Source organism: Rubrilithobacter danxiaensis (genome assembly GCF_047272945.1).
Classification (GTDB): Bacteria; Bacteroidota; Bacteroidia; order Sphingobacteriales; family Sphingobacteriaceae; genus Rubrolithibacter; species Rubrolithibacter danxiaensis.
This window is the reverse complement of record NZ_JBKOPS010000001.1, coordinates 454728-481400: the sequence shown is the minus strand read 5'-3', so window position 1 is coordinate 481400 and position 26673 is coordinate 454728. Positions and strand designations below refer to the sequence as shown.

General features: G+C 37.5%; 25 protein-coding genes. 10 read left to right on the top strand and 15 right to left on the bottom strand.

Annotated elements, in window-relative coordinates; translation table 11 throughout:
• Positions 1–616: 616 nt before the first annotated feature.
• From ACLCDL_RS02045 to tgt, 3 genes are read right to left on the bottom strand one after another with little or no spacing between them, the layout of a single operon-like run.
• The gene (locus tag ACLCDL_RS02045) at positions 617–1534 is read right to left on the bottom strand and encodes a DMT family transporter (protein WP_423146352.1); all 918 of its coding nucleotides are present in this window, start codon (positions 1532–1534) and stop codon (positions 617–619) included.
• 13 nt (positions 1535–1547) lie between these two features.
• The gene (locus ACLCDL_RS02040) at positions 1548–2639 is read right to left on the bottom strand and encodes an LptF/LptG family permease (RefSeq protein WP_423146351.1); all 1092 of its coding nucleotides are present in this window, start codon (positions 2637–2639) and stop codon (positions 1548–1550) included.
• A gap of 7 nt (positions 2640–2646) precedes the next feature.
• Entirely contained in the window at positions 2647–3777 is a 1131-nt protein-coding gene (gene tgt / locus ACLCDL_RS02035) for a tRNA guanosine(34) transglycosylase Tgt (RefSeq protein ID WP_423146350.1), read from the bottom strand.
• Between the two features lie 109 nt (positions 3778–3886).
• Here tgt and ACLCDL_RS02030 point away from each other — a divergent pair, with 109 nt between their 5' ends.
• From ACLCDL_RS02030 to dprA, 4 genes are read left to right on the top strand one after another with little or no spacing between them, the layout of a single operon-like run.
• Positions 3887–5005, top strand: coding sequence for a glycosyltransferase (locus ACLCDL_RS02030; RefSeq protein WP_423146349.1), 1119 nt, complete (start codon positions 3887–3889; stop codon positions 5003–5005).
• A complete protein-coding gene (locus tag ACLCDL_RS02025) occupies positions 4996–5610 on the top strand; it encodes an RNA polymerase sigma factor (RefSeq protein WP_423146348.1) in 615 nt (204 codons plus the stop codon). The genes ACLCDL_RS02030 and ACLCDL_RS02025 overlap by 10 nt, the downstream gene beginning before the upstream one ends.
• Entirely contained in the window at positions 5600–6232 is a 633-nt protein-coding gene (gene rsmG / locus ACLCDL_RS02020) for a 16S rRNA (guanine(527)-N(7))-methyltransferase RsmG (RefSeq protein ID WP_423146356.1), read from the top strand. The genes ACLCDL_RS02025 and rsmG overlap by 11 nt, the downstream gene beginning before the upstream one ends.
• Positions 6232–7326, top strand: a complete 1095-nt coding sequence (dprA, locus tag ACLCDL_RS02015; RefSeq protein WP_423146347.1) for a DNA-processing protein DprA — start codon at positions 6232–6234, stop codon at positions 7324–7326. The genes rsmG and dprA overlap by 1 nt, the downstream gene beginning before the upstream one ends.
• On the opposite strand, the gene ACLCDL_RS02010 is transcribed toward dprA, so the two are convergent.
• From ACLCDL_RS02010 to sppA, 5 genes are read right to left on the bottom strand one after another with little or no spacing between them, the layout of a single operon-like run.
• A complete protein-coding gene (locus ACLCDL_RS02010; protein ID WP_423146346.1) occupies positions 7318–7827 on the bottom strand; it encodes a SixA phosphatase family protein in 510 nt (169 codons plus the stop codon). The genes dprA and ACLCDL_RS02010 overlap by 9 nt on opposite strands.
• 9 nt (positions 7828–7836) lie before the next feature.
• On the bottom strand, positions 7837–8517 hold the full coding sequence (locus ACLCDL_RS02005) for a porin family protein (RefSeq protein WP_423146345.1): 681 nt from the start codon (positions 8515–8517) through the stop codon (positions 7837–7839).
• 60 nt (positions 8518–8577) lie between these two features.
• Positions 8578–9531: a glycosyltransferase family 9 protein gene (locus ACLCDL_RS02000; RefSeq protein WP_423146344.1), complete on the bottom strand. Its 954-nt coding sequence runs from the start codon at positions 9529–9531 to the stop codon at positions 8578–8580.
• 5 nt (positions 9532–9536) lie between these two features.
• The gene (locus ACLCDL_RS01995) at positions 9537–11222 is read right to left on the bottom strand and encodes a helix-hairpin-helix domain-containing protein (RefSeq protein WP_423146343.1); all 1686 of its coding nucleotides are present in this window, start codon (positions 11220–11222) and stop codon (positions 9537–9539) included.
• Between the two features lie 17 nt (positions 11223–11239).
• Positions 11240–13006 (bottom strand): signal peptide peptidase SppA, encoded by a 1767-nt coding sequence (sppA, locus tag ACLCDL_RS01990; protein ID WP_423146342.1) that lies wholly within the window; start codon positions 13004–13006, stop codon positions 11240–11242.
• Positions 13007–13096: 90 nt separating this feature from the next.
• Between sppA and folK the strand changes: the two genes are divergently transcribed.
• Positions 13097–13579: a 2-amino-4-hydroxy-6-hydroxymethyldihydropteridine diphosphokinase gene (gene folK / locus ACLCDL_RS01985; protein ID WP_423146341.1), complete on the top strand. Its 483-nt coding sequence runs from the start codon at positions 13097–13099 to the stop codon at positions 13577–13579.
• Positions 13580–13591: 12 nt separating this feature from the next.
• Positions 13592–13978, top strand: a complete 387-nt coding sequence (locus ACLCDL_RS01980) for an Hpt domain-containing protein (protein WP_423146340.1) — start codon at positions 13592–13594, stop codon at positions 13976–13978.
• Here ACLCDL_RS01980 and purS read toward each other — a convergent pair.
• The 3 genes from purS to rho are packed head-to-tail and all read right to left on the bottom strand — an operon-like array spanning position 13975 to position 16599.
• The gene (purS, locus tag ACLCDL_RS01975) at positions 13975–14226 is read right to left on the bottom strand and encodes a phosphoribosylformylglycinamidine synthase subunit PurS (protein WP_423146339.1); all 252 of its coding nucleotides are present in this window, start codon (positions 14224–14226) and stop codon (positions 13975–13977) included. The genes ACLCDL_RS01980 and purS overlap by 4 nt on opposite strands.
• Positions 14223–14921, bottom strand: a complete 699-nt coding sequence (pssA, locus tag ACLCDL_RS01970; protein ID WP_423146338.1) for a CDP-diacylglycerol--serine O-phosphatidyltransferase — start codon at positions 14919–14921, stop codon at positions 14223–14225. Before pssA ends, purS begins: the two co-directional genes overlap by 4 nt.
• A gap of 55 nt (positions 14922–14976) precedes the next feature.
• Positions 14977–16599: a transcription termination factor Rho gene (gene rho, locus ACLCDL_RS01965; RefSeq protein ID WP_423146337.1), complete on the bottom strand. Its 1623-nt coding sequence runs from the start codon at positions 16597–16599 to the stop codon at positions 14977–14979.
• 248 nt (positions 16600–16847) lie between these two features.
• On the opposite strand from rho, the gene pyrF reads away from it, so the two are divergent.
• From pyrF to ACLCDL_RS01950, 3 genes are all read left to right on the top strand, one after another.
• Positions 16848–17675 carry an orotidine-5'-phosphate decarboxylase gene (gene pyrF / locus ACLCDL_RS01960; protein ID WP_423146336.1) on the top strand — a complete coding sequence of 276 codons (828 nt, stop codon included), beginning with the start codon at positions 16848–16850 and terminating at the stop codon, positions 17673–17675.
• A 61-nt stretch (positions 17676–17736) separates the two neighbouring features.
• Entirely contained in the window at positions 17737–19020 is a 1284-nt protein-coding gene (locus tag ACLCDL_RS01955) for a DUF2851 family protein (RefSeq protein WP_423146334.1), read from the top strand.
• A 1-nt stretch (position 19021) separates the two neighbouring features.
• Positions 19022–19243 (top strand): PspC domain-containing protein, encoded by a 222-nt coding sequence (locus tag ACLCDL_RS01950; RefSeq protein ID WP_423146333.1) that lies wholly within the window; start codon positions 19022–19024, stop codon positions 19241–19243.
• A gap of 4 nt (positions 19244–19247) precedes the next feature.
• On the opposite strand, the gene ACLCDL_RS01945 is transcribed toward ACLCDL_RS01950, so the two are convergent.
• The 4 genes from ACLCDL_RS01945 to ACLCDL_RS01930 all read right to left on the bottom strand — a co-directional run bounded on the left by ACLCDL_RS01945 (position 19248) and on the right by ACLCDL_RS01930 (position 25642).
• Positions 19248–20516 (bottom strand): hypothetical protein, encoded by a 1269-nt coding sequence (locus tag ACLCDL_RS01945; protein WP_423146332.1) that lies wholly within the window; start codon positions 20514–20516, stop codon positions 19248–19250.
• A gap of 74 nt (positions 20517–20590) precedes the next feature.
• Positions 20591–21979: a dihydrolipoyl dehydrogenase gene (lpdA, locus tag ACLCDL_RS01940; protein ID WP_423146331.1), complete on the bottom strand. Its 1389-nt coding sequence runs from the start codon at positions 21977–21979 to the stop codon at positions 20591–20593.
• A gap of 103 nt (positions 21980–22082) precedes the next feature.
• Positions 22083–23267, bottom strand: a complete 1185-nt coding sequence (locus ACLCDL_RS01935; protein ID WP_423146330.1) for an AIR synthase related protein — start codon at positions 23265–23267, stop codon at positions 22083–22085.
• A gap of 200 nt (positions 23268–23467) precedes the next feature.
• Positions 23468–25642 carry a glutamine synthetase III family protein gene (locus tag ACLCDL_RS01930; RefSeq protein WP_423146328.1) on the bottom strand — a complete coding sequence of 725 codons (2175 nt, stop codon included), beginning with the start codon at positions 25640–25642 and terminating at the stop codon, positions 23468–23470.
• 200 nt (positions 25643–25842) lie between these two features.
• Between ACLCDL_RS01930 and ACLCDL_RS01925 the strand changes: the two genes are divergently transcribed.
• On the top strand, positions 25843–26658 hold the full coding sequence (locus tag ACLCDL_RS01925) for an energy transducer TonB (protein WP_423146327.1): 816 nt from the start codon (positions 25843–25845) through the stop codon (positions 26656–26658).
• Positions 26659–26673: the final 15 nt, after the last annotated feature.

The following is a 26673-nucleotide window of genomic DNA, read 5'->3' as shown; positions in this document are numbered from 1 at the left end:
CAACAGCAACCGCACCACCAACAAATGCAGTAAGGAGAGTGATACCGATTTTTTTCATATTTAATTTCCTTTATTATACTTTTTACGTTTTCAAATGTACTTAAGTAGGTGAAGGATTTTATGATGTAAATACCCTGCTTTTTTTGAATGAAACTTTTGGAGTGCCTTTTGAAAACTTATAGAAGATAGGCGAAGTATGGGATTAATTTCTGTTAGTAGAAAAGTTTAAAATGGAGCCGTCCTTTTATTAAGGAAATCTCCGAAAAGAATGAAAGGCAGGTTTTGTGGTAATCAGGTTTGGACAGAGATAAGAAGCAAATAAGGGATCGAATTTTTGGAAGGGAATTTAACTAGCGGCGCTGCAGGAAGAAAATTTACACTTAGATCTATGATGACAAAATGTCTTTATTTTGAAAGTCTAAGTTTAAAATCCCTTATTTCAAATTTGCTTTACGGAAATATTGTTTTGTTAATAAGGGTTAATTAAGGCCATCGTCTTATTTGTAAGAAGAAGGGGGAGACAGTATTTTTTTAAATATGGTTTTTGTGTTACTTCAATAGAAAATAATCATACTTAGTGTAAGTATATCTTTTTTTCTAAACTACTACCAAATAGTTACCCTATCGGAATTAGCTTGTTTAGCTTTCGCTTTTCAATCTTGTTCTTTACGTAAGGGTAAAGAAAAATAACACCTAAGATAAGGCAGGCTCCGCCATAAAATCCGCCTGTCATTTGCTCCTTTTTTCCCAGGAAAATGAAAGCTAAAATGATACCGTAAACTGGCTCCAGATTGGTAATTAAAGCCACCCTGAAAGCCGTTAATTCTTTCATTACCGATACCCCGGCAACATAGGCTAACGAAGTACAGATAACTCCTAAAACGAGGAGATAAAAGATGTCTTTTATAGGAAGAATGAGCGATGAATTATAGCCGCCTGTAACTAAAAGATAAAGCGAAACCCATACCGATGCACCTGCCAATTCGTAGAAAGCGATGATAGGTGCGGGCCTGTTTTTTACTTGTTTTGAATTGATGATTGAAAACAGGCTGGCACAAAAAGAACTGATTAATCCCGTTATTATTCCTGCTGTGTAACGGCTTTCAAATTTAAATATTAAACCAATTCCTGCAATTATCAGCAGGCCGGTGATAACCTCAAGCATGGCTATTTTTTGCCGGTATATTAAGGGTTCGAGGAATGCTGTAAACAGGGTTAAAGACGATAGACATACAAGGGTTACAGATACGGTAGATATCTTGATTGAATGGAAGAAGAGGATCCAATGCAGGGCAACAAGGCCTCCTGTAAAGAAGAGTTTCAGGAATGCTTCCGTGTTAATTCGGATGCTGGTTTTTGTGGCTTTAAAATAGCAATATAGCGCAACAAAGGCTATAAGTACTCTGTACCATACCAATGGTATTGCAGAAACGGATATCAAGGCACCTAAAATGCCTGTAAACCCCCATACGAAAACAGTGGCATGCAGAACAAGGACGTTCCTGCTGATGCCGGAGAATTTTTTAGAAAGCATTGTTAAAAAGAATTTATTTCGGCGCTTTTACTATCAAATAAAAAGCCAGGGAACCAAAAATTATATTCGGAATAAAAACAGCAATAAGAGGGGGTAGTCCTCCTTTTAAAGCAAACATGGTTGAAAACTGGATGAAAATGATATAAGCAAAGCTTAAGAAAATCCCAATTCCCAAGGGCAATCCAATGCCTCCTCTTACTTTTCTTGATGACAAAGCTACTCCCATCAAGGTGAGAATAAAAGACGATAGAGGATAAACAAAGCGCTTGTATTTTTCCAGTTCAAGATTGACAGTAACTCCGGTTCCCCTTATTTTTTCTTTTTCAAGGCGCTTGTTCAGCTCCCTCATATTCATCGCTTCGAAGATGTTATCATACACTTCAAAATCACTGGGGCGCATATCCAGAACGGTATCTTTTGAAGTGCCATATATCATAGTCTCTTTTAAACCGTTAACTTTTCTGATGGAGTAATTTTCTATTTTCCACTGCCTTTTTAACGAATCCCAGGTTATCTTATCCGCGATCATCTTTTCCTTTAACTCATCACCCTTAAATTTTTCGAGCGAAAACTTATAACCCACTTTTGCTTTATTATCAAAGTTTTCAATATAGATATAGGTGTTTTTATCCAGCCGCATGTGGGTGTACATCTTGGAAGCATCTTCTTTAGGATTGATGTAGGTATTTTCAAAATCTACTTTTAGCCGGTTGGTTTCCGGTATGATGAACAGATTGAAAATAAGCGTCACAAAAAAGATCAGAAACGAAGAAACCCAATAGGGCCATAGGAAGCGGTTAAAGCTTACGCCCCCGCTTAAAATGGGGACTATTTCAGTTTGATCGGCCATTTTTGCCGTAAAAAATATAACAGCAATGAAGTTAATAAGCGGGGAAAGAGAATTGAGGTAGAACGGAATCAGTCCTGTATAATATTGAAAAATAATTTTTGATAAAGGTGCCTGATGTTTAAGGAAGTCGTCCAGTTTTTCAGAGATATCAAAAATGACAATTACAACAGCAAAGATCGCCATGGTGAACACAAATGTCCCCAGGTACTTTTTAATAATATACCAGTCAATTAATTTGATCAATCTTCCCTTCATGCTGTTATTATAAGCGCTGAGACAGTTGTTTTACCATTTTGTTTTTCCAGTTGTAAAAATCACCTGCAATAATCTTTTCTCTTGCTTCTTTAACAAGCCATAAATAAAAATGCAGGTTATGAAGAGTAGCAATCTGGGCTCCAAGTATTTCTTTTGAATGTATTAAATGCCGTAAATAAGCTTTGGTGTAGTTTATGTCCGCAAACAAATCGCTGTCTTCCTCTATGGGAGAGAAATCGTTTTTCCATTTCTCATTCCTGATGTTTATTATTCCGTTTTTGGTAAAAATCATCCCGTTTCGGGCGTTCCTGGTAGGCATTACGCAATCGAACATATCAACTCCGAGTGCTATGTTTTCCAGGATATTTACGGGGGTTCCAACTCCCATCAGATACCGGGGTTTCTCTGGCGGCAATATATCGCACACAAGTTCTGTCATGGCATACATTTCTTCGGCAGGTTCGCCTACAGACAGTCCCCCTATGGCATTTCCTTCCCGTTCAAAAGAAGCTATTACTTCGGCGGATTTTTTCCTCAGATCTTTATAAACCGACCCCTGTACAATGGGGAAAAAAGTTTGTTCATAGCCGTATTTCGGATTTGTAGTGTCAAAGCGTTCACAACAGCGCTTCAGCCAGCGATGTGTCATATCGATTGATCGCTTTGCGTAGGCATAATCGCATGGATAGGGGGTACACTCATCAAAAGCCATGATGATATCAGCACCGATAGTTCTTTGAATATCAATAGCGCTTTCGGGTGTAAACAGGTGTTTTGAACCATCAATATGCGAGCGGAAAGTAACACCTTCCTCTTTAATTTTTCTGACTTCCGTTAAAGAGTAAACCTGGTAACCGCCGCTATCAGTTAAAATAGGTTTATCCCATCCTATAAATTTATGCAATCCGCCTGCGTTCTCAAGTGTATTTAAACCGGGCCGTAAGTACAAATGATAGGTATTCCCCAGTATAATTTCGGCTTTAATATCTTCTTTTAATTCCCGTTGATGCACTGCTTTTACGGAGCCGGCTGTGCCTACAGGCATAAAGATAGGCGTGTTAATTACGCCATGATCGGTACATATCTGTCCGGCACGGGCTTTAGAAAACTTGTCGGATACTTCTAATTTAAACTTCATCGGGAGGTGCAAAAATAGAAAAAAATAATCGTCCCATTGTCGTAAAAATGTTAGCAAAATAGCCGTACTTTAACTTTAAAATGAGAGATTTGCCTCAAAATAAAAAGAGTTGGAGCTTACTGTAAAACTTGCTGTTCTTATTCTATTTCTTATCTGCCTGGCGGTGCAGTTATATTTTATATTGTTTATTCACATCAGGCTAAGAAAGTATAAAATAAAAGAAACTGTAGAAAATTTCAGACATCCTGTTTCTGTAATAATTTGTGCCAGAAATGAATTTGTAAACCTGCAAAAGAATTTGCTCTTAGTTTTGGAACAGGATTATCCGGATTTTGAAGTGGTTGTAGTGAACGATTGTTCTTTTGATGAGTCGGACCTGCTGCTAAAAGAATATGCTGTCCGCTATAAAAATCTTAAAGTAGTAACCTTAAACGAGCATGTACGCTTTAAGCACGGGAAGAAATTTGCTGTAACAATGGGTATAAAAGCGGCTGTTTACGAACATCTGCTTTTCACCGACGCTGATTGCAGGCCGGCTTCAACTAATTGGCTGCTACGGATGCAGCAACATTTTAATAAGAACGTTGAAATTGTATTGGGATATTCTCCGTACCAGAAACTCCCCGGATTTGTGAACAGGCTTATTCGTTTCGAGACTTTTTATACTGCGCTGAATTACCTTTCCTATGCTTTAAGCAGCGATGCTTATATGGGAGTTGGAAGGAACCTGGCCTATACTAAAGCACTGTTCTTTAAAGGAAAAGGCTTTGCTTCTCACATGCATATTCCCTCCGGTGACGATGATTTATTTGTAAATCAAAATGCTGCGAAAGCTAATACAGTAATTGAAATTCATCCTGAAGCCCAGGTTTGGACCGAGCCTAAAAAAACTTTTTCTTCTTATTTTAACCAAAAATTAAGACACTTAGGTGCCGGTAAAGTTTACAAAAAGAAGCATCAGTTTAGTTTAAGTTTGCAGGTTGTATCTGCCACTTTATTTTATGTTCTTTTAATTACGTTGATTTTTTTAAAAGCAAGCTGGCAAATTTTAGTGGGCGCTTATTTGCTTCGTTTAATTGTACAGCTGCTGATTTATTTTCCTATTCTTAAAAAATTAAGTTACAAAGACCTGTTTTTATGGTTTGCGGCATTTGATTTGTTTTATTATTTTTATATAATAGCAGTTAGCAGCGTATCCTTATTTAAGAAGAAAGTTCAATGGAGATAAATCCTAATTTTTCTGCCAATGCCATAAATGATTTTAACCTTGTTATCAGGGCGAAAGACGGTGATCAGAAAGCATATGCAGAATTAATGCAGCGGTATAAAGACTCAATTTACTACATGGCTTTGAAAATGGTTAACAATAAGGATGATGCCATGGACCTTACTGTAGAAACGTTTGGAAAAGCTTTTGAAAATATTGAAAGATACAAACCTGATTTTGCTTTCAGTACCTGGCTTTTTAGAATAGCAACTAATAATTGCATTGATTTTATCCGGAAAAAGAAACTGCATCTCGTATCTATTCATTCTGTAGTAGACGAAGAAGGAGACGACAGGCCACTGCAAATAAAAGCAGATACCTTAAATCCTGAAGAGCATTCTATAAAGAAACAGCAAAGCGAACAGCTTCGGTTTTTAGTTGATAAATTACCCCAGCGTTATAAAACACTTATTATTTTAAGATATTACGAAGAACTCTCCTATGAAGAAATTGCTACGCAACTGGATTTGCCTTTAGGTACTGTTAAAGCGCAATTATTCAGGGCCCGTGATTTTTTGTATAATGTTTTAAGCCGTAAAAAGAAGAGTGCAAGCAGTGACTTCTGATATTATTTCTCATTACTTTCCCGATCTTACCGAAACTCAGCAAAAACAGTTCGAACAACTGGACGAATTGTACAGATACTGGAATTCTCAGATAAATGTGATATCCCGCAAGGATATCGATAGTTTATACGAACATCATATTCTTCATTCGCTGGCTATTGCCAAGGTAATTTCCTTTCTTCCGGGCGAGAAAATCCTGGATGTGGGTACTGGCGGAGGTTTTCCCGGAATTCCATTAGCTATTCTGTTCCCGGAAACTCATTTTCATCTGGTTGATTCAATCGGAAAAAAAATTAAAGTAGTTCAGGAAGTTTCTAAAGCAATCGGACTTCAAAACCTAGTGGCAACGCATGCAAGGGCAGAACACATTCAGGGAAAATTTGATTTTATTATTTCGCGGGCTGTAACCCAGTTTAAAGATTTTTACCCATGGGTTCGCGATAAATTCAAAAAAGAATCACTTAACATTTTAAAAAATGGCGTATTGTATCTGAAAGGGGGAGATTTATCCGAGGAAATCCGTGAAGCTCATTTATCAGACGTAAAAATACTTCCTATCTCTTTATACTTTAAAGAGGAGTTTTTTCAAACAAAATCGGTTATTTATTTCCCTGCACAATAATGTCTCTCTATCATCAAATAGCACTAACCTTTGTGCCTGGAATAGGGGATATAACCGCCAGAGCTTTAATAAGCCACTTTGAAAATGCAGAAGCCGTATTTGAAGCTTCCCGTGCCGATTTGATATCCGTGCCGGGAATAAGAAAGAATATGGTAGAGGCAATTTTAAATAAGGATGGATTTGAGCGGGCGGAAAAAGAATTGCTTTTTGTTGAAAAATATAAAATAAAAGCCTTGTTTTGGGCTGATTCCGATTATCCCAAACGCTTAAAAAATTGTTACGATGCCCCTGTTTTGTTGTATTACAAAGGAAATGCGAATCTTAATACGACTAAAATTATAAGTATTGTAGGTACCCGGAAATCGACCGCCTATGGGAAAGAACTTACAAGTGAGCTGGTAGAAGAGTTAAAGAAACACGAAGTACTGGTAATAAGCGGGCTGGCACACGGTATTGATGGAATTGCTCATAAAGCTTGTATAAAGAACGAAATTCAAACAGTTGGAGTTTTAGGACACGGACTTGACAGGATTTACCCTGCACAGCATCGTGCCCTGGCAGAAAAAATGGTTGGGATGGGAGGATTGTTAACAGAATTTCCATCAGAAACTAATCCTGACAGAGAGAATTTTCCAAAACGAAACCGCATTGTTGCCGGACTTGCGGATGCTACTATCATTGTTGAAGCTAATATAAAAGGTGGAGCCCTGATAACAGCAGAATTAGCTAACTCATACAATAGGGATGTTTTTGCTTTTCCGGGAAGGGTAACTGATGAGTTTTCTTCCGGTTGTAATTACCTGATAAAAACAAATCGTGCCCATTTAATAAGTGGAATTAAAGACTTGGAGTATTTATTAGGCTGGAATACCAATTTGGAAAGAAAGCGGGAGAAGCAAATAAGCTTAAATCTGAATCTTACTGTGGAAGAAAAACTTGTTTTTGACGTTTTGAACGAAAAAGGACAGACTGCTGTAGATGATCTTGCCCTCTTAACTAACCTGCCTCAAAGTAAGTTGGCAGTCACTGTTCTTGGGCTGGAAATGCAGGGTATTGTTGTTTCTTTACCGGGTAAAACGTATAAATTAATCTAAACTTTGTCCTTCCTTATTCTTGGGATAATCATAATATCTTAAGTCACCTGTTCCTGCACTTAGTAAATTCCAGTTATCAAAAGGAAATTCAATTAATGCCATACCACAAGTTGGAATGTTATAAATATCACTGTTTGATAAGGTAATGAGCAATTGTGTTAAGCCGGGATTATGACCTATAAGGGCAATGAAATTGTACTGATTATCAAAGTGATTAACGATATCCAAAAGGGTAGAAGGAGAAGCCTCGTAGATTCTTTTATCCTCTTGCAATAAATCTTTAGAAAAACCAAAAGTATCAGCAAAAAAATGGGCCGTACTTTTAGCCCGTAAAGCAGGACTTGTAATAATACATTGCGGAATAAGGCTTTTCTGCAGCAGTCTGTTTGCCATTTCCGGCGCATTTTCTTTCCCCCTCTTATTTAGAGGACGGTCAAAATCCTTCAGAGAGCTGTCAGCCCAATCTGATTTTGCATGCCGGATAAGAAGTAACTGTTTCAATTTTATTGTTTAAAAAATTATTCCTGCAGATATAGAAAATACTTTATTTGTAAGATGAGCAGTATTTTCCGCGGATATGTTTTTTAATCCGGCACCGTAATTTAAACCTAATAAAAATCCGTTTTTAAACTCGTATCCGGTAAGAAAATTTAAACCCATATCAAATCTTCTTAAATCATCAGTTTCTGAACTGCCAAACTTTAAATTTTGTTTTTGAGATTGTTTTTCATTAAAACTGTTACTTGTGATAGTAGCTTTGCTTTCAGTTTTCCCTGAAACTGCAAAACCTCCATAAGGACCTGTTCCAATAAAGAAATGCCCCTTCCCAGCCTGAAATTTAGCTATTGCATTTACCGGAATTTCAAGGTATAATACCTTCATCCATGCATCCATATCAGCATTAAAGTATTCGTTATTTTCAGTAAATGTTACATTATACACCTGATGAAATCCTTTTCCCGATACAGATATTCCGGGTTGTATAGAAAAGGTATTATTCAGTTTTAACTCAGTAAAACCGGTTATGTGGAAAGATGCACGACTGGTAGGAGTAACAGTAGCTCCCATTGTATTATTGTCTTCTATTTTTACAGTAGCCCCATTTAAGCCGGCTTTTAAACCCAGCTTTAATTTTTGTCCAAAGCTATTAAGGCTAATACAAGTAATTGCAAGCAGTATTATTTTCTTCATTTTTTTGTAATTGAGATGCTGTAAGATAATAAAATAAGTAGTAATTAAATGCCGAGGAGGTTATTCTTGTAAAATTTGCGACACATCCTGATCATTCATACACTTGAAGTGCCCAAGAGGACATTTTTTATATCCTATTTTAGAACAAGGCCGGCAGCTTAAATGCTTTACCTCCATAATTTTTGAATCTGAAACGCGGAAGGGATACATGCCGAGTTCCGGAACTGTATTTCCCCAAACAGAAACAATCGGCTTATTAAAAGCAGCGGCAATGTGCATTAAACCGGTATCATGAGTAATAATCCTCTCAGCCATTTTTACAAGAAAAGCGGATTGATCAAGTGTTAATTTGCCGCAAGCGTTATAAACTTTTTCTCCTACAGAAGTTGCAATTTCTTCACCACGTTCAGCATCTTCTTTTCCACCCAGCAGCACTATCGGGTGTGTGGCAAGTCGGCAGACTTCAATTAATTTGTAAACAGGAAGCCGTTTTGTAGCATGTGCTGCACCAATTACAAGTCCAGTAAATTGCAGGTGGCTATCGGGTAAAAGCTCATGCAGAGTGTACTGTTTCTCTAAAAAATAATCAAGGCCACCACCATCATCTTTAACGCCTAAAGAATTAACAGTTTCAAGATAGCGATCAACAATATGAACTTTAGGAAGAATATTAATCTTGAATTTTACCAGTAACCATTTTTTAAAATTGAGCTTATTGAAGCTGAATGATTTAATTCCAAGCCTTCTTTTTAAAATAGCGGTACGAAGATTATGATGAAGGTCAATAACCAGATCAAATTTTTCCTCCTTTAATTTCCCAATAGTTTCTGATAAAGATTTGTCTAAAATGTGGAGTTTATCTATGTAAGGATTATTTTGCAGAACCGCTTTAAAACCGGATTTTGTGAGGTAATGGACTTGTACTTCGGGAAGCTGCAGTTTCAAACAGCGTATTACAGGTGTTGTAAGCACAATATCACCAATAGAACTAAAACGAATAATAAGTATTTTCAAGTTTTTTAAACTTTGTTTAAAGAACGTTTCCGATTAAAATAGGTTGTAATCTCTTCCTGGTTTAAAGCGTTCAGGCAGTTTTTAGCGGATACACCCCCTTTTCTTGCCGCGAGAACACCGTAATGCGTGTCGTAGAAGCCCTCTTTTCTGTGAGCATCCGGATTTATGGAGAGTAAAACTCCTTTTTCTATGGCATACCAATGCCATCTCCAGTCCATATCCAGGCGAAGCGGGTTAGAATTAATTTCTATAACCACATTATTTGCAGCACAGGCATCAATTACCTTTTTATAATCAATCGGGTAGCCGCTTCTGGTTAAAAGCATTCTGCCGGTTGCATGGCCCAAAATGGTAGTAAAAGGATTTTCTATCGCTGTAATTAAGCGGCTTGTTGCTTTTTCCTCATTCATTTTTAAAATAGAATGTACGGATGCAACTACAAAATCGAATGTTGATAATATTTCTTGCGGGTAATCCAGCGAGCCATCGTACAAAATATCGGATTCAATACCTTTAAAAATTTTAAAACCATCTAGTTTAGCGTTTAACTGGTCAATTTCTTTGTGTTGTGCTATTACCCGCAATTCATTTAGGCCGTTGGCGTAAAAAGCAGATTTAGAGTGATCGCAAATTCCCAAATATTCCAGCTTTAGTCCGTCGCGACAAAAAACAGCCATTTCTTCGAGTGTATGTACGCCATCGCTCCAGGTGCTGTGGTTGTGAAGTGTTCCTTTTAAATCTTCCCAGCTTACTAACTGCGGGAGTTCATTTTTTTCTGCCCATTCAAATTCTTTTAAGCCTTCACGCAGTTCTGGTTCTATAAAAGGCAATCCGGCTTTTTCATACAGATCCTTCTCAATGGCAACACTGTTTAATTGATCGTTTAAACGAGTTTTAAGGCCTATAACATGTGCTTCATTTCCTGTTGTTAAGGCCAGTTCAGATCCAAATTCTTGGGGCTTACAGAAATAAAGGTTGAACTTTAATCCCGCTTCTGATTCAAATTTTAAGTTTGAAGGGGTAGCGTCGATAAGCTTCAGGTCGAAAATATTAAGTAATTCATCTTGCGTTTTAGGCAGAAGGGAGTTTCCGATAAGAATATCCACGCTTTCTATAATTTCGCAACGACGCCGGTAAGCTCCTGTAAAGGAAACAGCTGCATCTGCAAAAACTTTTTTTACCCGATCAAAAACTGCTTCCGCTAACTCTTCTGCCTGGGCATATAAAAAAAGGCCGCTGCTCGCTATTTTAAATTCGATGCTTTTCCGGATCTCTTCCTGTGTTTTGAGCCCGAATCCTTTTGCTTCTATTAAACGGTTTTCATTGCAGGCATATAATAGTTCGCCAACATTTTCTATACAGAGCTCTTTCCAGATGATGCTTACTTTTTTTGGACCAATTCCCTTTATTCGAAGCATTTCTACAACTCCGGGCGGAGTTTGTTCCAGTAAAGATTCTAATTCTTTTATTGTATTGGTGGTGATCAACTCCCAGATTTTTGATCCGGTGCTTTTGCCTATTCCGTTGATTTCTTCAATTTCTTTTAAGGATTTTGTTGCAATTGAAAATGGAAGTTTATCTACCTTATATGCAGTACCTGAAAGCGATTTTACTTTAAATGCGTTTTCGTCATGCAGTTCCATCAACTGGCTTAAAAACCTCAAAGTTCTTGCAATGAATTTATTTTCCATGTTGCTGTTGAACCAGTTTACTGAATGGAAATAGTGAAGGGCAACCTTGTCTGGATACCTGAAAGGTCAATAACTTCTTTAAGTTGTTTATAATAATTATAATTGTCGCCTAATTCAAGTTTTGTAAAGTATTCTTTTATTTTATCGGTCGAATTTCCAAAGAAAGACTGCAAAGGATCTTTAACTGCAGGGTAGTCAACTATTTTGTACTTAGTAAGCCTTGCCATTTTTGCTGCTGAATGAACAGCATCGTCAATGTTTCCCAAACGGTCAACAAGTCCGTTCTTTATTGCTTCAGTTCCGCTCCAAACCCGGCCCTGACCTATACTGTCAATGTATTTCTGGCTTTTTTTCCTTCCGTCGGCTACTCTTTTAGTAAAACTGTTATAAATCCTGTTTACCTCTTTCTGGATAATCATTCTTTCTGCAGGTGTTAAGGGGCGGGTAACAGTTCCCAAATCGGCGTGTTCTGCTGTTTTAACGCCATCAAATGTAATTCCCAGTTTATTATTAAAGAAGTTTTGCATATTCGGAATGATTCCGAAAACTCCGATAGAGCCGGTTATTGTATTGGGTTGTGCAAAGATAGAATCAGCCGCACAAGAGATATAATATCCTCCCGAAGCCGCCAAATCGCCCATTGAAACAACAACCGGTTTTGCTTTTTTAGTAAGGGCAACCTCTCTCCAGATAACATCGGATGCTAAAGCACTTCCACCCGGAGAATTTACTCTCAAAACAACGGCTTTAACTTTTGAATCAGTACGTGCTTTTCTGATGGCTCTGGAAATACGTTCTGAGCCGATAGTTTCATCACTTCCTTCACCACCCGTTATTTCGCCAGAAGCATAAATCATCGCAATTCTGTTTTCTGAAATTTCATTTTCTTCAGTAGGAGTGGTATCATAATCTTCAATTGCTACCGATCGAACATCTTTTTTCTTATCAGTTCCGGTTCTTGATTTTAGCTCGTCGAGTATTTCATCCTTATACCGCAAGCCATCTGCAAGTTTATAATCTACAGCTTCCTGTGCGTTCTGAACTTTTAGCTGATTGGCAATAGCGAAAAGCGAATCCTTACTGATTTTACGGCTTTCAGAAATTTCTGTAAGAAAATGATCAAACATAGAGCCCAAAAAAGAACTTACCTGCTTGCGGTTGGGTTCGCTCATTTTATCCAGTACAAAAGGTTCTACAGCACTTTTGTAAGTTCCTACTTTTATTACCTGCGGTTCAATATCCAGCTTTTCCAACGCTCCTTTAAAAAAAGTTATCTGCGAATTGAAACCATTAAACTCCAGTATTCCTTCAGGATTTAAATATACCTTGTCTGCTACAGATGCCAGATAATAAGCGCTTTGACTGTATACCTCGCTGTAGGAAATGATAAATTTACCGGATTTTTTGAAATCTTTCAGTGCATTCCTGATTTCTTCAACTGTTCCAAAACCCCCGTCAATACTTGATACGTCTAAATAAATCCCTTTAATGTTATCGTCGGTTTTTGCTTTTTTGAGGGCTGCTAAAATATCATTCAGCCCTAAGCTTTTATTCGCTTCAAATTCCGAAAAAAACCTGTCGAGCGGGTTTTTAGAGCTTCTTTCTTTTATAGGATAATCCAAATCAATATGCATTACAGAGTTGGCCGCAACAACTGCGGTTTCTTCCTTGCCTGATGAACTGATAATGCCCGCAATAATTACAATTAACAGAAAGCCTATAACAATAAAGGAAAGAATGAAACCTAACATGGAGGCAAAAACGTACTTGAAGAATACTTTCATTTAAGAGGGAAAACTTTTATCTATGCAATAATACAAAAATACCATCGCAAGCTCTTTTAAAATTAATAATACTTTTTATTAACCTACTGTATGCAAGTTGTTTATTTATTATTTGGCAGTAATCTCGGAGATCGTGAAACTTTTCTGGAACAGGCACGTAAACAGGTGCAACTGAAGATAGGTAAGATTACAGGAATATCTTCATTGTATAAAACAGAATCCTGGGGGAAAAAAGATCAGCCGGAATTTATAAATCAGGTAGTTGCGGTTGATTCTGAACTGAAGCCAGGTGAAATTTTAGAAAAAATAATATCAATTGAAAAAAGCCTGGGAAGAACACGTGAGGAAAAATGGGGTTCCAGGACAATAGACATAGATATTCTGTTTTATGGAGATGAGATAATAAATGAACCTGCATTGATTGTACCGCATCCGTTTTTACATGAACGACGCTTTACACTCGAACCGCTAATGGAACTGCAGCCTAAGTTATTTCATCCGGTACTTGAAAAAACGATAGAAGAAATTTATAAAGATTTGCCTGATAATTTACAGGTGCGGAAAATAGATTAATAAAAGTAGAATATGTCAGAAAGTATTAAGAATAATAGTCAGGAGATTGAGATAGATCTTTCTTATTTAAATGAGATTGCTTGTGGTAGTGTTGAATTTATGATTGATATGATTAATATTTTTCTTGAACAAACGCCACTTTATATGGAGCAATTAATTGCTGCGGTAAATCAACAGGATTGGAAAACTGTAGGAGATGTTGCACATAAAATTAAACCCACCCTTGCTTTTATGGGTGTTAATTCCGCAAAAGATACGATGGCCGAAATAGAGCGTAAAGCGAGAGCTTTAAGCTCACTCGAAACCATTGCAGAAGAAGTTGAAGGAATTGGTGCTGTTATTTCAAATCTTTACTCAAGGCTTGAGCAGACAAAAGTTGAATTTGAGTCGCAGCTTTAAACAGCCTGCAACTCAAATTCAAAACTTTCCATAATAAGGTTCGCTAAAAGTTTTTTACAGGCAAGTTCTACCTTTTCACGGGCTGCAGTTTCTGTGTCAGCCTCCACTTCGAGCGTTATATGTTTGCCGATACGTACGTTCTTTATTTCTGATAATCCCAGATTTTTCATACTTCCCGTAACAGCTTTGCCTTGCGGGTCAAGGATTTCTTTCAAAGGCATTACATTAATCTCGGCTATAAACTTCATCTGATAATTCTGAATTGGATGATGGATAAAATAATATAAATAAAAATGATTATTGGAACGGCTGCAAATTTAAAGATTAAGATGAATATCAGGCCTGAAAATAATAAAATATACCTGAATTTGTTTTCCGCCCAATTTAAATTTCTGAATTTAAGGGATATTAACGGCAGTTCCATAACCAACAATAAGCTTACTGCCAGGCAAAAGATGAATAAAAAGAAGGGGTTTAAAATATAGGCTGATAGAAAGCTGTTGTTTTTTGCAATTATAACTGGAAGCGAAGCAATAAGCATGGCATTTGCCGGGGTAGGTAAGCCTATAAAATTATCAGTCTGGCGGATATCAATATTAAACTTTGCCAAACGCAATGCTGAGAAAACAGCGATTATAAAGGCTGAAAAATTAAGATAAAGACTTAATTCTCCTACTTGCGGAGCTTGCAGAAATAAATGGTACACAATAATGGAAGGCAGAACTCCGAAACTCACCATGTCTGCCAGTGAATCAAGTTCTTTCCCTATATCTGAATATGCTTTTAACAATCTGGCTGCAACTCCGTCAAAAAAATCCAACACAGCAGCTATAATAATAGCATACCCTGCATAAATCAGCTTTCCCTCAAAGGCAAATACAATGCCGATGCAGCCGCTTAAAAGATTGAAACAGGTTATAGCATTGGGTATATGTTTCTTCATATATTCAGAGAAATAGCTTATAAAAGTTTAAATATAACTTCTATAAGCTATTTGCTTAACTGTTCATTGAAACTAAAAATTCTTCGTTTGATTTTGTACCTCTCATCTGTGCCAGCAGAAACTCCATTGCTTCTTGCGAATTCATGTCTGCCAGGTGATTTCTAAGAATCCAGATTCGCTGCAGCGTTTCACGGTCATTTAATAAATCATCGCGGCGTGTACTGGAAGCAGTAATGTCAATGGCAGGGAAAATACGTTTGTTAGATAATTTCCTGTCTAATTGAAGTTCCATATTTCCCGTTCCTTTAAATTCTTCGAAAATAACTTCATCCATTTTAGAGCCGGTATCTGTCAATGCTGTTGCCAGTATGGTAAGAGAACCGCCATCTTCAATGTTTCTGGCAGCGCCGAAGAAACGCTTTGGTTTGTGTAGGGCATTTGCATCCACACCACCTGACAATATTTTACCGGAAGCAGGGGCAACGGTATTGTAAGCACGTGCTAACCGTGTAATTGAATCCAGTAATATTACTACATCATGCCCGCATTCAACCATTCTTTTTGCCTTTTCTAATACGATGTTGGCGATTTTTACATGGCGTTCTGCCGGTTCGTCAAACGTTGATGAAACTACTTCGGCACGTACGCTCCGGGCCATATCAGTAACCTCTTCAGGCCGTTCATCTATCAAAAGGATAATTAAGTAAACTTCGGGATGATTTTTTGCAATAGCATTAGCAACATCCTTCAGCAACATTGTTTTACCTGTTTTAGGCTGTGCTACGATCAGTCCTCTCTGGCCTTTACCTATTGGAGTAAACAAATCCATAATGCGGGTGGAATAATTTCCCGCATCGGTAAATAAGTTTAATCTTTCTGAAGGAAACAGGGGGGTAAGGTAGTCAAACGGAACCCTGTCTCTTACTTCCGCCGGAACACGGCCATTAATAGCTTCGACCCTCACAAGAGGGAAATATTTTTCGCCTTCTTTTGGAGGCCTGATGCTTCCTCTTACCGTATCGCCGGTTTTTAAACCGAATAGCTTTATCTGCGATTGTGATACATAGATATCATCCGGAGAGGTGAGGTAATTATAATCGGATGAACGAAGGAAACCGTAGCCATCAGGCATTATTTCCAATACTCCTTCATTTACAATTACGTTGTCAAAGTCAAGGTTGGTAGCTGGTGCATCACTTTTGCTGCTGCCTGCCTGTTGATTTTGCTGAGTAGAATTCCCGTTTCCATTGCTGTTAAAACGTCTTTCAAATTTTGTGTTGCGAGATTCTGCTGCAGGTTTTGCTTCTTTAACCGGGCTTTCTTCTTCTGCTGCAGAGGTGTCTGCTAAAACCGGGTCTGAAGGAGAAACCTCATCATCCTCGGGAAGGTCAAAAAGTGTCGTATCATCTAGCGGAACTTCTTCTTTCTTTTTTGCAGGGGTTTTGCCTTTTACAGTACGGATACGCTTACGCGGTTTATCTTCTGTTTCTTTTGATTCAGAAGACTCCGAATCAGGACTGAGCGAGCTTTTAGCTGTATCAATAAGCTGTTGTTGCTCTACTATTTTATTAATAAGCTCTTGTTTTCTTAAGGTATCACTATTTTCTATGCCGTATGATTTGGCAATCTCGCGTAATTCAGACACGAGTTTATCATTCAATTGATTGATATCAGTCATTAAATTTTTGAATTATACTATTTTGGATTGTTGTCTAACATGAGATTCATCCCTAACAAATCAACACACCTGAACTTCATTTATTATTATGCTCCAAGAAGATTTTATGATTTTTTCCTGTACTGCAGGGAACGAATTTTTTGAGATAACAGCACAATTGTACTGCAATTAAATTAAATTATCAAAACTTTTTAAAAAAATATTACATACTATGCTTTTTAGTTAATTTCGTGCATTTATTTAAGTGAATGACCCGTACCCAGTTAGTTGAACAAATACAGCTTAAGCGATCTTTTTTATGTGTTGGCCTCGATGTAGATATCAACAAAATTCCTGACTTTTTGCTTGATTTTGAAGATCCTGTTTTTGAATTTAATAAACAAATTATTGATGCTACACAGGATTTGTGCGTTGCCTACAAACCTAATACCGCTTTTTACGAATGTATGGGGGTAAAAGGTTGGCAAAGTTTAATAAAAACCTGGAAGCATATTCCTGAAAATTGTTTTTCTATTGCCGATGCCAAGAGAGGAGACATTGGAAATACTTCAGAAATGTATGCAAAGGCTTTTTTCGACCATTCTGCCTCCGGAATGAGCTTTGATGCTATAACTATCGCTCCTTATATGGGAAGTGATTCGATTCAGCCCTTTTTAAAGTTTGCTGATAAATGGGCAATTCTTCTTGCACTTACATCAAATCATGGCAGTTCTGATTTCCAGCTTCTGCAAGACGGAGAACTCCAGCTGTTTGAAAATGTACTCCAGAAAGCAAATAGCTGGGGGAATGCGGATAATTTAATGTTCGTTGTTGGGGCTACCCGGGGTGAAGCATTTAAAACGGTTCGTAAACATGCTCCTTCTAATTTTTTACTGGTGCCCGGCGTCGGGGCACAGGGAGGAAGCCTTCTGGAGGTTTGTGAATATGGAATGAACAGCGAATGCGGCCTGATTGTAAATGCTTCCCGTTCCATTATCTATGCTTCCAAAGGAAGAGATTTTGCAGAACGGGCCAGGGAAGAAGCCTTAAAGATTCAACAGGAAATGTCTGAACAGCTTTCCAGGCGAGGATTGTAGCAATTCGAAGCTTTATTTTTTTCTGAATTGCTGATTACCAATAGTATTAGTAAATTTAAGTATGCAATTTACTGAAGATTTGCTTTATTATTTGTGGAAGTTTCGCTTGTTTAATACGGAAAGTTTGAAAACAGTTGCCGGGGAAACTGTTAAAATTATATCAACAGGCTATCACAATAAAAATGCAGGACCCGATTTTGAAGAAGCGAAAATTCAGATAGGGGATACCTTATGGGCAGGAAGTGTAGAAATGCATTTTTGCTCTTCCGATTGGGATCAGCACAAACACGCTACAGATGCCGCATATAATAATGTAATCCTTCATGTAGTGTACGATTATAATAAGCCTGTGTACCGGGCAGAAGGAACAGAAATTCAGACAATTGAATTAAAAGGCCGGATTCCTGAAGATATCAAAAGCAGGTATCAGGATCTGATGCAGAATTTATATTGGGTTCCATGTCAGAACAGGCTGAGCTTAGTAAATGAAATTCATATTGAAACCTGGTTATCGAGGGTTTTAATTGAAAGGCTGGAAGAAAAATCAGGAGATGTTCTTAATCTACTGGAAGAATATAAAGGTAGCTGGGACGATGCTTTTTACGTAATACTGGCAAGAAATTTTGGCTTTAAAACAAATGCCTTGCCTTTTGAACTTCTTGCCCGGTCGCTTCCTCAGCAACTCTTTGCACGACATAAAAATAACAACACACAAATAGAAGCTCTTATTTTCGGGCAGGCAGGTTTTTTAACTGAAAATCCTTCAGATGAGTATCAGCAGGATTTAAGAAGGGAGTATGCCTTTTTGAGAAAAAAATATGCTCTTACTCCCTTAGATCAAACTTTATGGCGTTTTCTACGCCTGCGGCCCTCAAACTTTCCCACAATCAGACTGGCACAGTTTGCAGGCCTGGTAATAAAATCCAATCACTTATTTTCACGGATCATAGAAATAGACGATATTGCCTCTGTTTCTGCTTTGTTTGCAAATCTTCCTATAAACGATTATTGGAAAGAACACTATCGTTTTGGTAAAAAAGGAAGCAAAACATCCGTGCAACTCGGAAAAACTTCGGTAAATATTATATTATTAAATACAGTCGCCCAGTTTTTATTTACTTACGGAAAATATACCGTGCAGGAAGATTTTCAGAAAAAAGCTATCGCGATACTGGAAAAATTGCCGGCAGAAACAAATAGTATAATAAATGGTTTTGTTGATATTGGTATCAAAGCACATGGAGCAGACCGGTCACAATCGCTTCTTCAGTTAAAAAAGAGTTATTGCGATAGAAAAAAGTGTTTAGATTGCGGTATCGGAGTGAAATTGTTAAATATGGAATGATATGATACAACGTCTGTTTACATTTTTTGAAAAACAATCTTTTGGAGTTTGTGCCTATCTGGGTGAACGATTTAATATTTCTATATCTAAAATTCGACTTTTTTTTATCTATACATCTTTTTTGTCGGTTGGCTTCCCGATAATATTTTATTTTTTAGCAGCTTTTGTTTTGGACGTACGCAATTACATCAGACGTATACGGACAAGAATATGGGATTTTTGAGTGTTTAATTTTTGCTTAATTTATACTGGAGCTGAAGTCCTGCGCTTGAAATGGTAGTTTTTGTAGTTTCATAAGGAGAAAAACCATTAGTTAATGAAAATGCCGCGTTGACACCCACTTTTTTACCTCCTACCCCTAATCTCAATTCTAAAAACTGTTCATTTTTACGAAGTGATTCAAAATATTTTAAACGTTCGGTTGTAACAGTTCCGGCAAAGGTTTTTTCTTTAATCCTTTCATTTTTATCATTAACAAGCCAGGCATTTACATATTGAAATTGTATAAACGGCTTAATCTTCTTCGAACTGAGATAAGTTTTTACCCCTACTCCTAAATTCAAATATTCTAAGTTTAAATTGACGTTATACTTTTCAATCCATTGCGAATTATGTCTGTCAGTTGCATCAGTGTTAAATGAGTACGTCCTAAATCCCGCATCTGTTATTATTGAAAATCTTTTATTTGTTCTTCTAACCGGAAATTCAATCATAGCTCCTGCAAGCACTCCTGTAGTTGGCTCGAAAGAGTAAACAGGAGATATCTCTTTTGGGTTTTTTACATCTAGTTTGTTAAATGTTACACCGGCATAAGCAATAAGTTGGGGAGGCAGTTTGTAATCTTTTTTCTCAAAAACGGGCTTTGAATTGCCTCCTTTGCATTTATTGTAGGAAGAAATAATTTTTATCAGCGGTTTTTCCTCATATGCAAGTGAATTAATCTGTCTTGTAGTAATGTCTTTACAGTCATTAAGAGCTATAAATAATTGATTTCTGAAGCCCGGACTTTGTAAAAGAACAAAACCTTTTAAGTATCTTTTGTTGAATAATTCTACAGGTTCCTCATCTTTTTTCTGAAAAAAATACTGTTCGCGGTTGGAGTTTAATTTTACCAGATAAAGCGAAATATTGCCCGTTAGCAGTGTTTGAAGAAATATTGTTTTTCGTTTATTTTCGGCTAGTCGATTTGAGTCTAATTCTCCGAGGGCTTGTTTTGAGGTGTCAATATTTACTGTAAATAACTTATAATTTTCATTAATTTCTTCATCCTTTACAGTGAAAGAACTAATATCAGATTTTCCTAAGATTTCAGGTTTAGAATTTATGGTTTCCTGGAATTTAATTTCTTCAGGGTTGACGTTCCAGTTCTTATAGTAGATAAATCCTGCCCGCTTTGTACCATCTTTTAAAACTACTTCTCCTGTACGTTTCTTTTCCTGGGCGTTTAAAGTAGCGATCTTTATAAGAAGAAGGGTAAATAATATTGTTTTTTTCATCGTCAGTTTTAAATAACATAAGGCAAAAAGCCTTATGTTATTAACTGAAATGATAATAATTTTCTGTAAAGAAATTATAAATGAATTACTTCGCCGTATGCATCTGCGGAAGCTTCCATGATAGCTTCGCTCATTGTTGGATGCGGATGTACTGACTTTATGATTTCCATTCCGGTAGTTTCCAGTTTTCTGGCAACCACTACTTCGGCAATCATTTCAGTAACGTTTGCCCCAATCATGTGCGCACCCAGAAACTCTCCGTACTTAGCATCAAAAATAACCTTTACAAAACCGTCCTTGGCACCTGCCGCACTGGCTTTTCCGGAAGCTGAAAATGGGAATTTACCTACTTTGATCTCATAACCTGCTTCTTTAGCCGCTTTTTCTGTATATCCTACAGACGCAATTTCGGGCGAACAGTAAGTACATCCGGGTATGTTATTATAATTTAAAGGTTCAGGATGATGACCGGCAATTTTTTCTACGCAAATAATACCTTCAGCAGAAGCCACGTGTGCCAGGGCCTGACCAGGAACTATATCTCCAATTGCATATACTCCCGGAACACTGGTGTTGTAGAACTTGTCGACCACTACACGTCCTCTGTCAGTTTTTACACCAACTTCTTCAAGTCCGATATTTTCTATATTTGGAGTTACTCCAACAGCAGAAAGAACTACATCGCATTCCAAAGTTTCTGTTCCCGAAGCAGTTTTTACCTGCACCTTACATCCTGTTCCGGAAGTGTCAACAGATTCAACTGTTGAATTGGTCATGATATTGATGCCCGCTTTTTTAAAGTTTCGAAGTAATTGTTTTGAAATTTCTTCGTCTTCTACCGGAACAATATTATCGAGGAATTCTACAATAGTAACTTTTGTACCTATTGAATTATAGAAGTAAGCAAATTCAACGCCGATAGCGCCCGAACCCACAACTACCATTGATTTTGGTTGTTCTGGAAGAACCATTGCCTGACGGTAGCCTATTACCTTTTTGCCGTCCTGCTTTAAGTTTGGCAATTCCCTAGAACGGCCTCCGGTTGCTAAAATAGTATGTTTTGCTGTGTATTCTTTAACAGAACCATCCGCTGCTTTTACTTCTACTTTGCCATCTTTTTTTATTTTTCCTGTTCCGCTGATAACATCTATTTTATTCTTTTTCATCAGGAACTGTACTCCTTTGCTCATTCCGTCAGCAACATCACGACTTCTTTTTACTACCGCTCCAAAATCAACAGAAGCTTCCTGCGTTTTTATGCCATAGTCGGCAGCGTGATTTATATATTCAAAAACCTGGGCGCTTTTTAAAAGGGCTTTAGTTGGAATACATCCCCAGTTGAGACAAATACCTCCTAATGATTCGCGTTCAACAACAGCAGTTTTTAATCCAAGCTGCGATGCACGAATGGCTGCTACATAACCGCCCGGGCCACTGCCAATAACTATTAGGTCGTAATTCATATTATAAAATATTTAATTTTCTGCGGCCAAATCTACTAAATCTGGCTTGTTATGTGAAACACTAATTATGCTTAATGTCTTCTTGAGTTAAAAACTGACCTGACTATTTATAGGTAAATTCTCCAAATTCAGAATGGATAGTCACTTGCTTCTGCAAGGCTGCTTCTACATGGCCTACAATCCGTGCTTCAATTCCGAAACGATTTGAAATCTCGATAATTTCTTTTGCAATTTCCTCTGGAACATATATTTCCATCCGGTGTCCCATATTGAAAACTTTATACATTTCCTGCCATTCTGTTCCTGATTGTTCATGGATTAATTTAAATAAAGGTGGAACCGGAAAAAGATTGTATTTAATAACATGGAGGTTTTCGATAAAATGAAGTACTTTGGTTTGAGCTCCTCCGCTGCAATGGACCATTCCATGAATCTGCTGCCGGTGTTTTTCAAGAATGTTTTTAATTACAGGAGCATAGGTTCGGGTAGGCGAGAGTACCAGCTTTCCTGCAGTCATTTGGAGTGGAATTGGAGAATCTATTTCAATTCCATCGGTCAGCTTTTTATTTCCAGCAAAAATTAAATCATATGGAACGGAGGGATCGTAGCTTTCCGGATATTTTTCTGCAATATATTTATGGAAAACATCGTGCCTTGCCGAAGTTAAACCATTTGATCCCATACCGCCGTTATATTCTTTCTCATATGTAGACTGTCCGTAGGATGCAAGGCCTACAATTACATCCCCTGCTTTAATTTTGTCATTCGAAATAACTTCTTCACGTTTCATTCTGCAGGTTACTGTCGAATCCACAATGATCGTGCGAACAAGGTCGCCAACATCTGCAGTTTCACCTCCTGTTGAATAAATCCCTATTCCAAGTTCACGTAATTCAGCTAGTATTTCTTCAGTACCATTTATTATTTCAGCTATTACTTCGCCGGGAATTAAATTCTTATTACGGCCGATAGTTGAAGATAAAAGAATGTTATCCAAAGCTCCAACGCATAAAAGGTCGTCAATATTCATGATAATAGCATCCTGGGCAATACCTTTCCAAACCGAAATATCTCCGGTTTCTTTCCAGTAAACGTATGCAAGTGAGGATTTTGTGCCTGCTCCGTCTGCATGCATTATATTGCACCATTGCTCGTCGCCTCCTAAAATATCGGGAATGATTTTGCAGAATGCTTTGGGAAATAAGCCCTTATCTATATTCCTAATCGCATTATGTACGTCTTCTTTTCCGGCAGAGACACCGCGTTGATTATACTTCAGATCTGACATGCGTCAAAGTTAGGAGATAGATTTGAGATTTGATAGTGTAAAGAGTATGGATTGAGTTAAGGGGAGGGCTTTGCATGGAACAAAGAGCATTTAAATAGCGTGAAAAATGTTTATGTGATAGAAAAGAAGCCCCAAAAGGGGCTTCAGCTATAAAAACTTTAGGAGTAATAAACTATAAGGCAATGCGCCCTGTTAATTTCCTATTTAATAAACAACAATTCTCTGAATTTTGGCAGAGGCCATTTGCTGTCATCTACCAGTACTTCAAGTTTATCTACATGATAGCGGATAGGTTCGAAGTATGATTTTACTGTTTCATCGTATGCGATCGCTTTTTCACGAAGATCTTCGATTACGTTCGCTTTTTTGCGGGCTTCTACCATTGCCAGTACATTTTCGCTGATAAAGTTAATGTGCCTGGAAAGCTTGGTAATAATATCCACCTGAGCTTTATAAGTTTCCTCCCCTAAGCCGATCTCTTTTAAGCCGCACACATTGTTTATTAATTCAGTTTGATAATTTATCGCCGAAGGAATAACAATATTTGAAACCAGATCGCCAATAACACGTGCTTCAATCTGAAGTTTCTTGTAATAGTTTTCTAACAAGATTTCATGGCGGGCATGAGATTCACGCTTGCTGTAAACTCCGGTTTCTTCAAATAATTTCTCTGTCTTTTCTGAAAGAAGAACATCCAGCGCTTTGGGAGTAGTTTTAATGTTAGATAAACCTCTTGTTTCAGCTTCTTTTGCCCACTCGTCGCTGTAGCCGTTTCCTTCAAAGCGAATGTTCTTGGATTCTTTAATGTAACGTTTAATAACAGTCATTAAAGCAACATCTTTCTTTTCGCCTTTTTTAATCAGCTTGTCCACTTCATTTTTAAACTTGTTTAATTGTTCTGCAACAATCAGGTTTAAAATAGTCATGGGATTTGCTGAATTAGCTGAAGATCCAACTGCACGTAATTCAAATTTATTTCCGGTGAAAGCAAACGGAGAGGTACGGTTACGATCGGTATTATCCAAAAGAATTTGAGGGATTTTAGGAATATTGGTCCATAAAGCCGGCTCCTGCTTCATTTTAGAAGTAACGCGGGAAGTTTCAATTTCATCAAGCACATCGTTTAACTGACTGCCAAGGAAAATAGAAATGATTGCAGGCGGAGCTTCATTAGCGCCCAAACGGTGATCGTTGCTTACTGAAGCAATGGAAGCACGAAGCAGGTCGGCATGCTCGTAAACCGCTCTGATGGTGTTAACAAAGAAAGTTAAAAACATCAGGTTATTTTTTGGAGTTTTTCCTGGCGATAACAAGTTTTTGCCGGTATTGGTGATTAACGACCAGTTGTTGTGTTTGCCGGATCCGTTGATTCCTGCATACGGTTTTTCATGAAGAAGGACTTTGAAGTTATGGCGTCTGGCAACTTTATCCATCAAATCCATTAATAACTGGTTATGATCGATAGCAAGGTTAATTTCCTCATAAATGGGAGCACATTCAAACTGCGAAGGGGCAACCTCGTTGTGGCGTGTTTTTAAAGGAATACCTAATTTGATCGCTTCAATTTCAAGCTCTTGCATAAAAGCCAGAACTCTGTCAGGAATTGAACCAAAATAATGGTCTTCTAACTGCTGATTTTTGGCCGACATATGTCCAAATAACGCACGTCCGGTTAAATGTAAATCAGGCCGTGCATTAAATAAGGCTAAATCAACAAGGAAATATTCCTGCTCAATACCCAATGAGGCATTTACTTTTTCAATGCTTTTGTCAAAAAACTGGGCCACACTTACAGCCGCTTTATCCAACGCGCTTAACGCTTTTAATAATGGAGCTTTATAATCCAGGGCTTCTCCTGTATAAGAAACAAATACAGTTGGAATACATAAGGTTTGGCCGATGATGAATGCAGGTGAGGAAGGATCCCATGCAGTGTAGCCACGTGCTTCGAAGGTGCTGCGGATACCGCCGTTAGGAAAACTTGAAGCATCAGGCTCTTGTTGCGCTAAGGCATCTCCCGAAAATTTTTCGATGGCAGAACCATCGCTGGAAGGTTCAAAAAATGAATCGTGTTTTTCTGCCGTAGTCCCGGTTAATGGCTGGAACCAGTGGGTATAATGAGTAACGCCTTTGCTGATTGCCCATGCTTTCATTGCAGATGCAACCTGTTCGGCGATCTCACGATTAAAAGGTACTCCTTCTATAATGGAGTTGTTAATGCTTTCGTACGCTTCCTTCGAAAGATATTCTTTCATTTTCTTCTTATCAAAAACATTGGTGGCGAAGAACTCAGACATTTTAGTCGAAGGAAATTTTACCTCTGGGATTGTCCGGGTAAGGACGGCATTTAATGCCTGAAAACGAAGATTAGACATTTTTTTTGTTGATTTTATTTATTTTTTGAACAAAAATATGTTTTCCTGTTCAAATTTTTATAAAAATCTATTAAAAAAATAATAATTGTTGAAAAAAATGATAAAAAATGAATTTTATACGCTAAGTTTTAAGTTTTCTTTTTGGTTATATAATTTATGGAATTGTAAAAATTTCTTCATCATATAAGAAAACCGATAATATGATAAGTTTGAAAACCAATGTTTACAGGAACGAGTGGCTTGATCTTGTATTCGCAAACAGGAATAAATCTTACGGAGCTTATGAATTGCGGCAGAACTACTCTAATCGTTTAATAAAAGCTTTACTTATTTCTTCTATGATTTTTGGAGGAATTATTTGCGGAGTTTTTCTTTATAATAATTCACTTAAAAAAGAAAAAATAGTAGAGGTAAGTCTGACTCCTGATCTTCCGGCTGTTCCTATAAGTCCTAAAAAACCGGCTGTTCCTCCTGAACAGCACCAAACCAAAAGCCAGAGGGTTAAAACAAAGAAGTTTATCCCAATAAAAGTAGATCGGGCAGAATTAGCAAATGAAGAAGTGCCAACTATTGAAGAGCTTCAAACGGAAGTAATTGCAAACGTTTCATCAGAGGGGCAAAGTACAACTGAAATCGAAAGTATAGCAACAAGTCACGGTAATGGAGAAATAACAACCAAAACAGAAGATAATATTACCAAAATTTACAGGAGTGTAGAAAAAATGCCTGAATTTCCAGGAGGACAGAAAGCATTTTTTAACTTTCTAAGCAGAAATCTGCGTTATCCGGAAATTGCTATAGAAAACGGAATAAAGGGAAAGGTTTTAATAAGTTTCGTAGTAGAACGTACGGGTGAACTGACAAATATTGAAATACTACAGGGTATTGGTTACAGATGTAATGAAGAGGCAATAAGAGTTTTGAAAAAAGCACCTTTCTGGATTCCCGGAGAGCAAAATGGAGAAAAGGTGAGAGTGCAGTATACCATTCCTATATTTTTCAATTTAGCTGAATAGGGATATTATAGAGGA

Coding starts and splice junctions, on each gene's coding strand:
- ACLCDL_RS01930 (WP_423146328.1), bottom strand. CDS start 25,642: ATGTCTAATCTTCGTTTTCAGGCATTAAATGCCGTCCTTACCCGGACA.
- ACLCDL_RS01955 (WP_423146334.1), top strand. CDS start 17,737: ATGCAATTTACTGAAGATTTGCTTTATTATTTGTGGAAGTTTCGCTTG.
- purS (WP_423146339.1), bottom strand. CDS start 14,226: ATGAAGTTTATAGCCGAGATTAATGTAATGCCTTTGAAAGAAATCCTT.
- ACLCDL_RS01995 (WP_423146343.1), bottom strand. CDS start 11,222: ATGGAAAATAAATTCATTGCAAGAACTTTGAGGTTTTTAAGCCAGTTG.
- ACLCDL_RS02045 (WP_423146352.1), bottom strand. CDS start 1,534: ATGCTTTCTAAAAAATTCTCCGGCATCAGCAGGAACGTCCTTGTTCTG.
- lpdA (WP_423146331.1), bottom strand. CDS start 21,979: ATGAATTACGACCTAATAGTTATTGGCAGTGGCCCGGGCGGTTATGTA.
- tgt (WP_423146350.1), bottom strand. CDS start 3,777: ATGAAGTTTAAATTAGAAGTATCCGACAAGTTTTCTAAAGCCCGTGCC.
- ACLCDL_RS02040 (WP_423146351.1), bottom strand. CDS start 2,639: ATGAAGGGAAGATTGATCAAATTAATTGACTGGTATATTATTAAAAAG.
- ACLCDL_RS01935 (WP_423146330.1), bottom strand. CDS start 23,267: ATGTCAGATCTGAAGTATAATCAACGCGGTGTCTCTGCCGGAAAAGAA.
- pyrF (WP_423146336.1), top strand. CDS start 16,848: ATGACCCGTACCCAGTTAGTTGAACAAATACAGCTTAAGCGATCTTTT.
- ACLCDL_RS02025 (WP_423146348.1), top strand. CDS start 4,996: ATGGAGATAAATCCTAATTTTTCTGCCAATGCCATAAATGATTTTAAC.
- ACLCDL_RS01950 (WP_423146333.1), top strand. CDS start 19,022: ATGATACAACGTCTGTTTACATTTTTTGAAAAACAATCTTTTGGAGTT.
- ACLCDL_RS02005 (WP_423146345.1), bottom strand. CDS start 8,517: ATGAAGAAAATAATACTGCTTGCAATTACTTGTATTAGCCTTAATAGC.
- rho (WP_423146337.1), bottom strand. CDS start 16,599: ATGACTGATATCAATCAATTGAATGATAAACTCGTGTCTGAATTACGC.
- dprA (WP_423146347.1), top strand. CDS start 6,232: ATGTCTCTCTATCATCAAATAGCACTAACCTTTGTGCCTGGAATAGGG.
- folK (WP_423146341.1), top strand. CDS start 13,097: ATGCAAGTTGTTTATTTATTATTTGGCAGTAATCTCGGAGATCGTGAA.
- pssA (WP_423146338.1), bottom strand. CDS start 14,921: ATGAAGAAACATATACCCAATGCTATAACCTGTTTCAATCTTTTAAGC.
- ACLCDL_RS01980 (WP_423146340.1), top strand. CDS start 13,592: ATGTCAGAAAGTATTAAGAATAATAGTCAGGAGATTGAGATAGATCTT.
- ACLCDL_RS01945 (WP_423146332.1), bottom strand. CDS start 20,516: ATGAAAAAAACAATATTATTTACCCTTCTTCTTATAAAGATCGCTACT.
- sppA (WP_423146342.1), bottom strand. CDS start 13,006: ATGAAAGTATTCTTCAAGTACGTTTTTGCCTCCATGTTAGGTTTCATT.
- ACLCDL_RS01925 (WP_423146327.1), top strand. CDS start 25,843: ATGATAAGTTTGAAAACCAATGTTTACAGGAACGAGTGGCTTGATCTT.